11 protein-coding genes are annotated in these 13577 nt (G+C 42.4%); all 11 read left to right on the forward strand.

The genetic code is table 11. From position 1 onward, the window contains the following. The first annotated feature begins 136 nt into the window (after window positions 1-136). The 11 genes from BM415_RS20080 to BM415_RS20130 all read left to right on the forward strand — a co-directional run bounded on the left by BM415_RS20080 (window position 137) and on the right by BM415_RS20130 (window position 13568). The gene (locus tag BM415_RS20080) at window positions 137-1324 is read left to right on the forward strand and encodes a hypothetical protein (RefSeq protein WP_090727624.1); all 1188 of its coding nucleotides are present in this window, start codon (window positions 137-139) and stop codon (window positions 1322-1324) included. A 28-nt stretch (window positions 1325-1352) separates the two neighbouring features. Continuing rightward, a complete protein-coding gene (locus BM415_RS20085; protein WP_244533611.1) occupies window positions 1353-3638 on the forward strand; it encodes an SNF2-related protein in 2286 nt (761 codons plus the stop codon). A gap of 19 nt (window positions 3639-3657) precedes the next feature. Then, entirely contained in the window at window positions 3658-4722 is a 1065-nt protein-coding gene (locus BM415_RS25235) for a hypothetical protein (protein WP_170862571.1), read from the forward strand. A 442-nt stretch (window positions 4723-5164) separates the two neighbouring features. Beyond that, entirely contained in the window at window positions 5165-5437 is a 273-nt protein-coding gene (locus BM415_RS20095; protein ID WP_090727626.1) for a hypothetical protein, read from the forward strand. A gap of 10 nt (window positions 5438-5447) precedes the next feature. Continuing rightward, window positions 5448-6350 carry a hypothetical protein gene (locus BM415_RS20100; RefSeq protein WP_090727628.1) on the forward strand — a complete coding sequence of 301 codons (903 nt, stop codon included), beginning with the start codon at window positions 5448-5450 and terminating at the stop codon, window positions 6348-6350. Between the two features lie 313 nt (window positions 6351-6663). After that, window positions 6664-7125 (forward strand): hypothetical protein, encoded by a 462-nt coding sequence (locus tag BM415_RS20105; protein WP_090727630.1) that lies wholly within the window; start codon window positions 6664-6666, stop codon window positions 7123-7125. A 229-nt stretch (window positions 7126-7354) separates the two neighbouring features. Continuing rightward, window positions 7355-7726 carry a TrbC/VirB2 family protein gene (locus BM415_RS20110; RefSeq protein ID WP_244533612.1) on the forward strand — a complete coding sequence of 124 codons (372 nt, stop codon included), beginning with the start codon at window positions 7355-7357 and terminating at the stop codon, window positions 7724-7726. Between the two features lie 118 nt (window positions 7727-7844). Beyond that, entirely contained in the window at window positions 7845-8159 is a 315-nt protein-coding gene (locus tag BM415_RS20115; protein WP_090727632.1) for a PrgI family mobile element protein, read from the forward strand. A 96-nt stretch (window positions 8160-8255) separates the two neighbouring features. Next, entirely contained in the window at window positions 8256-9113 is an 858-nt protein-coding gene (locus BM415_RS20120; RefSeq protein ID WP_244533613.1) for a hypothetical protein, read from the forward strand. After that, a complete protein-coding gene (locus BM415_RS20125) occupies window positions 9055-11106 on the forward strand; it encodes a VirB4 family type IV secretion system protein (RefSeq protein ID WP_244533614.1) in 2052 nt (683 codons plus the stop codon). The genes BM415_RS20120 and BM415_RS20125 overlap by 59 nt, the downstream gene beginning before the upstream one ends. Beyond that, entirely contained in the window at window positions 11103-13568 is a 2466-nt protein-coding gene (locus BM415_RS20130) for a hypothetical protein (protein WP_090727636.1), read from the forward strand. The genes BM415_RS20125 and BM415_RS20130 overlap by 4 nt, the downstream gene beginning before the upstream one ends. The last annotated feature ends 9 nt before the right edge of the window (window positions 13569-13577 follow it).

The following is a 13577-nucleotide window of genomic DNA, read 5'->3' on the forward strand; positions in this document are numbered from 1 at the left end:
CCCGTGGGTGACAAAGTGCTATTTAATAGCTAATTTGTCGCTTACGGGTTTTTTGCGTTCCATAAAACGGAGGTGAAAAATATTCGGAGCGCTTTTTATAACAACAATCCAATTATCCGTGAGGAGGAAAGTAACTATGTTTAAGATCAAAAGTGAAGTACTAAAAGGTTTAGTTGGCCAGCTCGTTAAATCAGCTCGAAAAGCAGGTATTGGAGAAAAAACGATTTACATTCGGACGCTTGAAGACGGATTAGTGTCGTTTTATTATCATGGACAAGACATTTCTGTCGAGAAGAAGATTCCATGCAAAATTGAAGGGAATCTAGAAGTGGCTACAGGGATAGGTGAACTCGAAGTCAAAGTCGCGGCATTGCCGGACGAGGTCGAGGTATTGGTTCAGAAGAACAATGGTGATAAAAACAATGGTGATGGACTCCAGTTCCTCTGGGGTAATGGAGGCAAGAGAAAATCGGGGCTTCGTGTTGATATTTTGCCAGAAACTTCTCCAATGGTTGAAGTTCCTCCATTTGAGGCTTCATTGAAATGGAGACCGGGAGTATTGCACAATATTGTACGTTACGTTCCATCGTTCTGCTTGCATAATAATAGCAGCAAAGCTGCTCAGATGACGAGCGCACTTGGACCCAATTTTTCTAAAGATGATGCGGGTCGCGTTCTGGTTCGAGCTACAGATGGCATAAAAGGTGTAACTATATATCCGAAGCATATGGAGTGGTTTGAGGATCCCATGAGCCTTCATGTTTCTACTCTTCAAGGAGTGGCTGATGTGATTCCGAGCGATGCTGAGATTGAGTTAGGCCTCAGCGGAGGGACGATCGTTATTTTTAAGGCCGGTTATACCACCGCTGTGTGCCGTACACTCGTTGGAAAGTTTCCGCCCATTGATAATTATTTCAATGATAAAACAAAAGGGAAGCTGAACATCGACCGTCTCGAACTCATTGAGGTGTGCAAGCGCGTTAAACTTCTTGCACCAACGGCTGCTTTGCTTCAACTTCAACTAACGGATGATAAGGTTTACGCCGTTATCCCTGATGTTTTAGAACAGGCACTACCAGCATCCGTTGAGGGCGATATGCCGAGTTTTGCTGTCGGTGCTATTCATTTGGAGATGGCTGCAATGCTATTTGCAATGTCAAAAACATCTGATGAACTGACAATGTATGTAGACGGCTACGACCAACCAGTTTCGGTGGGTCTCGAAGGGAATGAGAGTATCCGTTTATGGGTTATGCCGCATGTGTCCTCTTTTGTTCGGGAGGCAAATAGTTCGAAGAAAAAATCGATGCCAACAACGGTATAAATTCAATATGATAGGAGGGATTCCCCACATGATATCTATTATGTGGGGTATTTTTATGGCAAAAATAGAATACACAAGACAGGGTCTTGAATTTAAATCTAGCTCTCTGCAGGAAGCAATGAATTTGAGCGAATGCTTAATTGGTGAGTCTGTAAATAAGGAGATCTTTACATGGCATTCCCTTGTGACACGGAGTGACGGCCCGATCAATGAGATGCATCCCGTAACAACCATGGATTCCTGGGACATTCAGCTTGATGATAAGACTATCAAGGATGTTCAGAATGTACTTGACAGTAAACGGAGAGCTTATCGGCGTTCAAGCCGGTCGCTTGACGAGTGGAGAGATACACCTGAGTTTAAAACTGCACGAGAAAGAGTTGTCGAACTGTTTGGAAAGCCGTTCAAAGATGGAAGTGTATTATTTCCGTATCAAATTGATATCGCAGCATATATCGTGAGTGTCAAAACTCTGATGAATGCATGCGATATGGGAATGGGGAAGACTCGGACTACCATTGTCGGACTAGCTTCTGACTCAACAAATCAATTAAACTTGATTATTACCATGAAGCGCAACATAAACGACTGGCAAAGAGAGCTTGAACTCCTTAATTTCGTCGAAGGAACAGACTACATCGTTCTCAATTCGCCAAGGGATCTTAAGAAAACGAAAGGTGTTCGGTTTCACCTTGTCTCGTATGAAAAGTGGAGTAATGAACGAGTTGTATTCCGAAAAAAAGTTCATCACGAGTGCCCCCATTGCGAAGCAGGACCAGGTAATTTCAATGCTAATTTTCAGTACTGTATGAAATGTAATAGGAAGGCTGCGTCAATAATAGATCCGGAAACCAACTCTATTGCTCGATGGTCTCAAAAAGATCTCCCTAAACTCTGCCCAGACTGTGGCAGCGAGTGGAAAAAGGGTAACACCACTTGTAATCAAGAGCGGCTATTTAAGCATAACGGGGTAGAGGAAATCGTTAAATGCAACTACACCGTTATTGAAAAGAAGATTCCATCTCTTTCTCATTACTTTCATAAAGGTTACGACTCGGTCACCGTAGACGAAGCACACTACATTAGTAATATCGACACTAAACGTGCTCGTTCTGTTCTCCGAACCAAAGCAAAAACACGTGTACTTCTTACAGGGACACCTGCTGAGAATGAAGTTACAGATTTATACTGGTTGCTTGGCTGGCTTACTGGCTTCTCATCACGTTTTGAAGATCCTCTAGAGGCAGCGTCAGGTAGACCGAAACCTTTCGCAGGTTATGGTAAAGTTGGTGCTGAACACTTCCGGGCGTATTATGGTGGAGGTGCAAAGCGGAGAGTTCTGGATGTGGACTCCGTTGAAGCTCGTGTGGGTCACCACGAACAACTATGGAAAATACTAGATACTGTAATGGTCCGGAAGAAGAAGACCGACGAGGACGTTAAGGATTATATTGCTGTACCGGAACCAAAGCATATTCGCTACCACCTTGATCTAATGCCTGCTGAAAGAGAGCTTTATGATAGCATGGTTGAAGAATTCCGCTTGTGGTATGAAGAAGAGTTAGAGAAGAAATCCAAAGCGGAAATACGCGGTGAGACATACCGTATCAGTACGATAAAAATATGCACCTGGATGGATAAGCTGCGGAAGGCTTCGAGCTGTCCTTGGGTATTTCCTAACTATAATGTCCTTAATGGTAGAACGACAGCAAAACTTCAGTACATTGAGAATAAAGTCAAGGACTATGTCCGTCGAGGGAAGAAAGTCCTTCTTTTTTCAGGTCATAAGGAAACGATCGAGCACTTAAAGCTGACTCTAGATGAAATCATTCCTGGTCGCTACGCGGAATACATACATGGAGAAGTGGCTATGGAACACCGCTGGGATGTCATGAAAAAATTCCAAGATTCTTCTGATCCGTTATCAATCCTCGTAATGTCGCATCGGACCGGCGCGGAGAGCTACACCTTAACGGAAGCGAAGGCCGTCTTTATCGTAGACTTGGATTTTAACGGAAAAAAAATCGAACAATGCTATTCCCGAGCTGTACGTCTCGGTCAGAAAGATGAAGTGGAAGTACATTGGCTTCTTGGTACAAACACGATAGATGTTAACATTCACGGGGTCGTTCTCTCTAAAATTAGTGGTGTTAACCTAGCTGTTGACCGCCAAGGTTTGGATATGTCAGACCTTGCTCATGAATTCGAAGGGGACTCAAAAACTGCCTCCCAGGCAGTCGACATGGAGAAGTTTGCAAAAGATATGCTGAAAGGCGGAACGAAGCGGAAAGAGATAACTTCTGCCGCTGTATAAGAGAGGGGTATACCGATCAATGTATCCTATATATGATATTTCTACAGGGCTTTTTGTGATTGAGTGGTATGAGAGGAAGGGAAAGAAGGTCACCCCTGTGCGCCATTATTTCGAGCAGAAACCCCTTAAATTGCAAATCCATCCTGCTGATCCGGAACTATTTATCAGAATCCACTTATCCGGTAAAATGCCAGGTTGGATAAAGGATTATTGCAACGTAAAAGATCATGTTTTCCAGTATGAGGAGATAACTTTTGGTTCAGAACAGGGTTGGTTACTTACAAACTGGAGAGGCCATAAACTTGGATTTACGCCTTTAGCGGCTCCTAATCTTAATGAGGCACTTCGAAAGTTAGCTGATAAAATACCCTCAGTGTGTCCTGAACTTAAGCAACAATTGATTGATCATTCGGATATTGCTGTTAAAAACTTGATCAATTACCATGAGATTTTTAATAATATTGGTGTGTATTATAGACCGGAAGAAATTACTGGATTGGAGGGGTGTCTTGCCATAGATAATACGTTTTTTCCCGTTAAGAGTAGTGGGGTTTCGGATGAAGATTTTCGTGCTCACTTGGATAATGATGGCAGGCTGCATACAATGGTAAGAGAGTTAATAAACCCTTTGCCAGATCCAGAAGTCAACTCTACGGATGGGCTTGCGTTTACAAGCACAAGCGTCGAGGAGGAAGAAGAGTTGCTGGGTAATCCAGAAGAGGAAGAGGAGCTGCTGGGTGATCTAGAAGAGGAAGAAGAGCTGCTGGGTGATCTAGAAGAGGAAGAAGAGCTGCTAGGTGATCTAGAAGAGGAAGAAGAGCTGCTAGGTGATCTAGAAGAGGAAGAAGAGCTAGTAGGTGATCTTGAAAATGAAGATGACTCACTTGGTGAGATTCGACTCAAAAATGACGACTCGGAAGAAAATGATGCCGTCCATTCATTTGGAAAAGGACAACAACCTGAACTTTCTCCGGATGCTGAAGTTCAACTAACTTCAGAAAAAACTCAGTCTCATCAATTTGTCGTGCTTGAATATAACGACAAACGGACCGGTATAGTAGGAGGGCAAATGTCGATCTTCTAATGATTACAAATTTTCTGAAAGCCTAGACCGTCGAGTAATATATACATTCGACGGTCTTTCTATTTTTTGTTGTCGTTTAATTAGGAATTTGGTATGATATGAACATATCATCCTTGATCCTTTATTCCTAGCCTGCGTCATGCGACATACAGGTCATTCTAAGTTTTAACTATTATTTTAGGTATTTCTATGTCAAAAATTCGCCTCTATGGGTGCCGAAGTGTCTTTTGTTGATGCTTTGAGTACCAATAGGGGTTTTTATATATATATTGTAACCCTATTTATAACGCCTTTAGGTGGATTATCTGTTTCTTACGATAACTCACCGAAAGGCGTTTTTGATTATACAGTTATTGGTGATTGCTTGACTTATAAGAACGCATGTTCCTATAATCTAGTATACACCTAGATGATTAGTTAAATAATTCGGAGGTGTCGGAAGATGAAAAAAGCTATACACAGTAAACAACCAATCGGAACTTTAGGCGAGTATAAGAGTATTTGGATGGGCGTCGATGATCCTCTTGAGAGTGAATTGATTGCCAGAGAACTTAGAAAGAATCATCGCCGTCCTATGAAACAAATTCGCCGTATTGTTGCTGTAAAGTATTGGTTTCAGATCGTTCGGTGGACATTAGAAGATATGAGAGTTTATGCACCCCTTTTCGGTGCAGTTGTATTAGGAATTCTGTTGCTGCTCATCGCAGTGTCATGAGGTGATAGACGTGAGTCTCGAGACAGTTTTATGGGTACTTTTTATTTCTCCATTTGCTATTGGGATGCTGTCGGCATTCTTTGGCGGAGGAAATGCGATTACACCGGTTATTGTGGACTACCGGTCTTCTCAATCTGTGCAACCAGTTATTGAAAAAGAAGCTACGCACGAGAGTGAGTTTTTAATTGAACCTAAATTAGTACTGCCAGTTAATGAGCATTCTGCAATTCAAGCTCAGAAACTAGAGGAGTCGCCTCATGCAATGGATATTCTGCAAGATATTCCAGCAAATAACGAGGAAATGGTTACTAAGCCCATTCAATATGAAGTCTCAAATATCCCACAAGAATTGAATAATTCCATCGATGAGTTATTCAATGCTCTACATGGAAATCCGAATGAAGATGTTCTTGCTCACATACCTGCAGAGGAAAACCATCAAATATTTAATCAGGACTTTCCTAGTGAATTTGAACTTCCTGTAACTGACTACGAGGACTTCGAAATTTACACACAGTCCATTGATGAGAGGCTCGATCAAATGGATTCGAATAGTCAGAATACATCTGGCGTTGTCTATAATTTTCCCTATGGTGAATCATTGCCCATACCATCACGTGAATATTTCGCACTGCAACAAAAGTATGGCTCAGAAATTGTTAGCAGGGTAACAACTACACCAGCTATTGGGGGAACTGGTGACCACGACTGCATGATTGGAAGGGTTATGCAGAAGCATAACCAAACAGTTTTGCAGTATGGGGATCACTATATTCCTTTGAAAGGAATATATGAGGCAGAGGGAGTATTTCTTGTCGAAGGAATGTTTGTAAAACCGGACCTATTCTTTGTGAGTGAACACACTGAGTTGGAGGGACAAACGAATTCGATCGGCAAGGCAGCGGAGAACTAGCACTCTCCGCTTTCTCAAAGGATTTAAGGGTATTTAGAACTAGTTCTTTATACTCTATAAATCCTTTGGGAAAGCGGTGAATTAGTCCGCTTTTGATACTCAATACACTAAAATTTGCTAAATTCAGCATCGACAATTTTCTAGTAGAGGTGTAAAATGGTGTCATAATATGAAATTTCATCGACTTAGTGATGTGAAAATATGAAATTTTACCTGTAATACATAAATATTTACCAGATTCATCAGTTTTTTTTCATACTTTAGGACGATCGTCTTAGATTTCTCACTTTTATATCGATAGGGGCGTTGATTTATGTCATCGAACAAGCATTTTACTAAAGGGAACAGTGATACAAAAGGGAACATTGGGATTAGCGAGATAGTAAGTAAGCCAGTAAACAATAATGAGCTTGCTGAACAGCTTAAAGCCGCAATTTTAGGAGAATGTTTCCCAGCAGATATGTCCAAGAACATGGGAGGTTGCCTTAAGTTTTCCGTTCGGGGAGGACAATTGGCGATTAATCATATACTTCTTGAACGTGAGCTAAGTCCGAAGGTACTTGAGCTCAAAGCTACAGATTCGGAAACAAAGACCGTAGTGGGGATGAAACGAAGCGGACTGAAAACACTGTTGATGATCCTCGATGCAGTTATAAAAGAGGAGGATCCTATTGATCATGCAACGGTTTTTGTTTACTACTCCGTAGCTGACAACGGGGAATTCGCCAGCGGAAAGCTTGTTGTTGAGAGAGGTATTCACCATCCCCGCTATTAAAACAAGTCTTGACATTTAGGTACCCAAACAGGATAATCTAGATATGATTCATTAATTGAATAATTCACGAGCGGAAGCACCGCCTACCATGGGAATATCCCACGGTTTGGCGGTGCTTTTTTTTGTTCTAAAAAAGGGGGAATGCCGTTGCAGATAGATAAGCATTGCAACAAGCTTTGATTCATTCAGATTGGTATTACTTATCTCATATTGTGGAAGGGGAATTAACTTGTTTAAGAAGTTGTTTCTTATGATGGCTCTCGCATTTTGCATGACAATAGTTATAGCTCCGGTGGGCGCCTCCGCTCAAGATGTCATTGATTCCGAACTTCAGGACAAGAATCAAACCTATAACCCGAACGACGCAAACGTAAAAAAAGTTAATGCACCACTAAAGACAATAGTACAGATCTTTGGTGGCGTCGGGGGAACTTGTTTTGTCCTTGCAGTTATGTACTATGCCATTATGATTATCTTTGGTTCTTTGAACCCGCAAAAGGCAGCCACCTACTGGAAAGCACTTATCGGTTGTGCTGCCGGTGCATTCATCTTCTTTGGTGCAGCAACTTTTGCCAATGTTATTGCATCACTTGCATCATAATTATCGATCAGGGTATTGCCATGGCCACCCTGCCTATCTGATTTTGGACGCGATCTGTCTGAGATCGCACTGGCAGGGTGGCCGATTTTATTCTTAAGAAAGTTAGGAGGATTGTTCAGTGAATAACGAGATTGTTGTACCGATCGACATTACTCAAGAAGAAAAATCGATTCTAGCAGTTCTATCAATGAGACAATTCTTCTTCTTGTTTCCGACGCTAGTTTTCTGTGGCGTAATTCTTATCTACGGAAACCTACCGTTCCTTGATGGCGGGGCTGAATGGATTGGAAAACTGATCATCATCGTAATCTTAGGTGGAATTTCATCTTTCTTGGCCTTTTTTAAATTCGAAAAATACGAGCAGTATGCAAGCGAGTTTATTGCCTGGAAAATTAAATTCCATCGTTCACAGAAAACTTATTCCCATATCTAAGATGGAAAGGGGCTCACACGGTTGCAAGTTTTTATAGTCTGCATGATGGTTTTTCTAGTCCTCATACTTACATTTTTGTTTATTGCGAAGAGAAGGATGGATCGAAATGAACCTATTATTGGATGGCAGCGCAAGCAGCATCTTGGAGAAGTAAATGGCACAGCAGCCAACACCCAAAATATTAATAAGGCCGATGAAAAGGAACAGAAAAATGACAAACAGGACATAAAGGATCTCATTGGGATAGAGGATATTCATCACGGGATATTCGTTAAAAAGAACAATGAATTTTGTGTAACTGTAGCCACCGAATCCATTAACTACGACCTTCTAAGTTCACAGGCACGACAAGCGACTATTTTGGGGTATAGCAGTTTATTTCGGGTCATACGCTTTCCGGTTCAAATTCTTGGACAAGCTGTCCGGCAGGATTTGAGAAAAGAAGAGAATCGTTGGAATTCGAATCTCGCAAAGTGCAACGATCAAACGAGAGATTACAATGCCAATGTAATTAAACATATCAAGGACAAATCGGAAAAAGAGTTTCGAATATCACGTAAGGTCTATTACGTCATAAGCTATGTTCCCTTACCGAGCAAGATGGGGGCTTTGAAACCAGATCAGCGTGAAGAAATGATTCGGAACGAGCTCTACCAAAGAGCAGCTACGGTTGTGGGCATGCTTCGTCAATGCGAGATCCACGCTACACTGCTTGATAGCTTGTCTGCAATGGAAGTTATGAAAAGAGCTTTGAACCGTGACCGCATGGTAATTAATCCAATTGATGATTTGATTACTCACGGAAAAGAAAAACTCTCGGCTTACATTACTGCAGATGTCATGTCGATGCCTGGTTTTGATGATCTTGTGTATGACGTTGAGGAGGTGCGGAAAATTGTTCAAACGTATGAAGAAGAAGAGGGAAGAGAACATAAACGAGCTGCAGGTGAGTGATGCACGTAAAGGAGAAAGGGATCATGAAGTACTAGGATTCCCGAGCATTGTTGATAACATGCTTAATGATGGAGCACATTTCGAAGATGACTACTTCATGTTAAAAACGGGTCTTGGTTCGACTAAGTACGGCCGATCGTTTTTCGTTAAACCCAGTGGCTATCCCCGAACTGTACGAATTGGTTGGTTGGAGGCCCTTTTTACTGGTGATGACCTGGACTGCTCAGTTCATATTGAACCTATTGATCGGAATGCAGCGATTAAGAAATTGCAAGATAAAATCGACGAGTTCGATACTGTTATTTACTCTGCAGCAAATCGCGGGGATCAAGCTAAAATTGATGATTCGGTACAAAAACGCGAGGATACTAAATTTCTTCAGCGTCAGATTAAGAGCAATCAAAATGGATTGTATTACGTTTCAGTTCAGGCCACCGTGTATGCTAACTCACTTGATGAACTAAATGCGAAGTGCGTTGAGGTGGAAAATGAGGTCGCTGGCGAATCCATTGAGATCTTGAGTGCATTCAACAGACAAAAAGAAGCTTTCCTTTCGTGTTTACCCCTAGGGAAGAATTATTTACCTAAATCGGATCGTAATCTTGATCAGTTGAGTCTTACTGCAATATTCCCTCATGCCAGCTCGAAGTTAAACCATCAAGGTGGATTTCCGATTGGTCGTTTTGGAAGGGATTACGTCTACTATAACAATTTCGACCCAAGTCTGAACAATTATTCGCTTGGTATCTTTGGAGTATCTGGTTCGGGTAAATCTGTGCTCGTAAAACAAATCATTGGACGAGGCTACATGGATGGCATCATGAAAAACGTAATCATCGATGTGGAACCTGAGTATCGTGAATTGACCTATGCACTTGGAGGGGTTGTTGTTCCAATTTATCCATCGAAGGATGATGATGTCAGTCGGATTAATCCGCTGGATATCTTTCCTGAGAAGGAAGTTAAGAATAAGGGCACAGATGATGAATTTATTGATGAGAAGATTAACTTAAACGAGAAAATTAAGGAAGCCCTTGAATTCTTTAAAGTTATGAAGGAGTCCCTTACTCCTGATAACCGAGGACTAAGTGCAGTAGAAATCGGGGTTCTTAATGATATTCTAGAAAATCTGTATATCAGTCGAGGGATAACCGAAGATCCGGATTCAATCTATGAACAAATTGAACATTTCGATGATTTTGGTTCTTTCACTTATCGTAAACAGCTCATTCAAATGCCAACGATAACTGATGTGTACGAGGCGCTGTGCGAAGAAGCCCAGAATGATTATGGCGATGAACTTCGTGAGCTGTGTAATGTCGTTAAGTTGTTCACGAGAAATAAAGCTTTCGGTATGTTTGATGGTCAGACAAAAATTATTTCCGAAAACAATGTCTCTTTGGATGAAGCACCTGTCGTAACGTTTGACATCAGTAAGCTATCAAGTAATGGTATCGAACGTCCTCTTGCTCAACATGTGCTTATGACTTGGGTTTGGAACAGGTTTATTGTCTCAAATCCTAAAGTAAAGAAACGGGTTATCTGTGATGAAGCATGGATGATGATTAAATACTCTTCCATGATGGAATGGCTTAAAATTCTTAGCGCACGCGGACGGAAGTGGAACGTTTCTCTGACGCTTGTTTCACAACGTTACGAAATGTTTGATCGGACTGAATCTGCAAGAGATGTGGTTGCGCAGTTTGACACGGTTTGTTTCCTTAGACAGAGTGATCAAGACATCAACCCAATCCTGAGTACTTTTAGATTAAGCGAAGATGTAGGTAACTTGATCCGCACAGCTTCGACTGGTCAGGTTCTTATGAAAGCCGGAAAACAAATTGTTACATTCCAATCTGAACCGACGCCTGAAGAGTGGGTTTACCTTAATACCAACCAGAATGTCGAACTTGCTCCAAAGAAGAAATCGAGAGAAGAAATGATAGATTGGCTAAACGATAAGTCTCACCTTCAGGAAGGTGATGTCGCTTGATAAGAAGCAGTAGGCTTTTCTTATCCGTACTCCTTTTGCTAATTCTTGCCGGTTATGGTGAGGTATCTGCCTCGGGTTCTATTGGTTCAACGCTTACATCCACTATTGGCGGGGATAGCCTCTTTAATGAGGATCAATTATCTAATGGTGGAGATACAAGTGGTGCTCTTGTTGGTGACGAGACGGTAGATATGTTGAAAGAAGCGGAAGATGAAGCCAATCTGATGAATGGATTCATTATAGGTCAAGTAAATAACTTGATGACGATTCCGGGTATAAACAGCTTGCAAAATCTAGTCTTCGGAAATCCCTATGAAACTTGGGGGTTTGGTAATGATCCGAGCGATAAGTTGGTCGACGGTATCTTCTTTCAGTCCGAATTAGAGAATGTGATTCATCCACTTATAGCCACATTCTCGGGTGTGTATGCCACCGTTTTAATGCTCGCAATTATGATGTCATCCATGAAGCTTGGGATGAAAGCCCATAGTCCACAATCAAAAGAAGACTTTTGGAAGGATGTCCATATGTATGTCGCGTCTGCATTCTTCATGGGTCTTTTTTGGATGTTGTTCCACATCCTTATGGCTACAAACTGGGGCATTGTACAGGGTGTAGCATCAACGTTACAGAGTCTTAATAAACCTTTAGATGGTATATCTATCATCGCAACAGCAACGAATGATGATTCTTATTCATTTAAAATGGGAGACTTATTTGTATTTTTGGCAGAATGGGGATTGGCAGCCTATCTCAACTTCATATATATCGCACGCAAAATCATCATTATACTTCTTTGCGTGATGTCACCATTTGCAGCGTACAGTCTATTGTTTGCAAAGACCCGTTCTTTTTTTGGAACTTACATGAAGGAACTACTAGGGAACATTTTCCTGCCTTCAATTCATGCAATTATCCTTTTCATCTTTGTACAAATGGCTGGGAATCTTGGTCAGGGAATGGGGCCAATGATCTTTAAGTTAGGCATGATTATCATGTTTGTACCCGTAACGGGAATGGTTTCTAAGTGGTTGAATCTAGGTGATGCTAGCACGAGTATGGGACGGACTGCAACAGCACTCGGGCTTGGATCCATTGGCGGAGCAATGATGTTATCGAGGAATGTTATGAGCATGACTGGTAAAGGTAAAGCTGGCTTCGGTAACTCGAGTTCTTCCGGAAGTGGAGGAGCTGGAGCGGAGACACCAGGGGGGACGGATGTCCCCATGGGCAATGACGCAGGTAGATCTGCGATTACTCGTGCAGCTGAAGGTGGATCTACTTGGAATAAGATTAAAAAAGTTGGAAGTGTTGGCGGTGCGGTAGCAGGAGGAACGTTTGGTTTACCATTCGGTGCTGGTGGGGTAGCTGCTGGAGCAGCAATCGGTTCTAAAGCAGTCGCTGGTGTTCTACAAACGACAAGGAATGCAACAACCGGCGCACGCGATTTAGGTAGAACCGCACTAAACTCCTTTAGGGGGACAGATGCAAACGGGAACCCTTCAGGGAAAATAAGTTTAGGTAATTTCAAAGAAAAATGGAGCGACCTAGCTGAAAGACGTCAGATGGTCGGTAATCTTGGAGAAGCTGCCGGTAAAATGACTGGTGCTGCCGGAGCCACTATTGGTGGAGTAGTAGCTGGACCGGTTGGAGCTGCAATCGGAGGGGCATTCGGGAACAAGATAGGTACAGCAGGACGTGCAATGGGCCAGATGCTTTCTGGAGTAAGCCGCCAACGTGCCTTTGAGCACGGAGCCGGTATTCGTATGGATGGATCCTTAAGTCCTCGTGGGATGACCATGGATCAAATTGCTTCTGATCCGAGATTTAGCGGAAGTGAAGCTCGATGGAACCAAACGAATGATCGTTCTTGGTACGAGGCAAAGGATGCAGTTACCGGTAATTGGGAGAGGGTCGGTGGATATGGTGCCGGCGATTCTTCTCTTAAGACAGGACAGCTTCGGATGATTGACTATGACATTCGTAAGGGATCCGGGCCGAATGGTGGCGAGACTTGGACTCGTGGAGAAAACGGATCGTATACCCGAACGATAAATCAGCCACTTCAATCTGATGACAAAGGTAACATCCTCCAGAAGCCACGCACTGAGCGAGAGCTGGTAGGAATGAGCGGCTCTTCAGCAAGCTTTGGTCGGAAAAGTGAAGCCTACATCGCAGACACATCTAGGAAGAAGCTCTATTCTGACAATAGCTTCGACCATCGTCGCCTGAACACCGAGGATTACTTCAATCATACTAACAATGGCCGAAAATCGGATGTAAACGGAAAGGTTGTATCCGATATGCGATCTGGGAGTGACAAAGTTGCTGATTTCGTAGGTTTGACTGCTCCTAAAATGACACGATCAGCTACTAAAAACTTCATGGAAGGCGCGAAACGGGTCGGCTGGGCACAAGCAGGTGCTTACAATAATACCGATCGCAAGCGAGACATTATTTAAAGGTGATCT

It is taken from the genome of Paenibacillus sp. 453mf, assembly GCF_900116105.1.
GTDB classification, from domain to species: domain Bacteria; phylum Bacillota; class Bacilli; order Paenibacillales; family Paenibacillaceae; genus Paenibacillus; species Paenibacillus provencensis.

Coding starts and splice junctions, on each gene's coding strand:
- BM415_RS20105 (WP_090727630.1), top strand. CDS start 6,664: ATGTCATCGAACAAGCATTTTACTAAAGGGAACAGTGATACAAAAGGG.
- BM415_RS20095 (WP_090727626.1), top strand. CDS start 5,165: ATGAAAAAAGCTATACACAGTAAACAACCAATCGGAACTTTAGGCGAG.
- BM415_RS20085 (WP_244533611.1), top strand. CDS start 1,353: ATGATATCTATTATGTGGGGTATTTTTATGGCAAAAATAGAATACACA.
- BM415_RS25235 (WP_170862571.1), top strand. CDS start 3,658: ATGTATCCTATATATGATATTTCTACAGGGCTTTTTGTGATTGAGTGG.
- BM415_RS20080 (WP_090727624.1), top strand. CDS start 137: ATGTTTAAGATCAAAAGTGAAGTACTAAAAGGTTTAGTTGGCCAGCTC.
- BM415_RS20120 (WP_244533613.1), top strand. CDS start 8,256: ATGGATCGAAATGAACCTATTATTGGATGGCAGCGCAAGCAGCATCTT.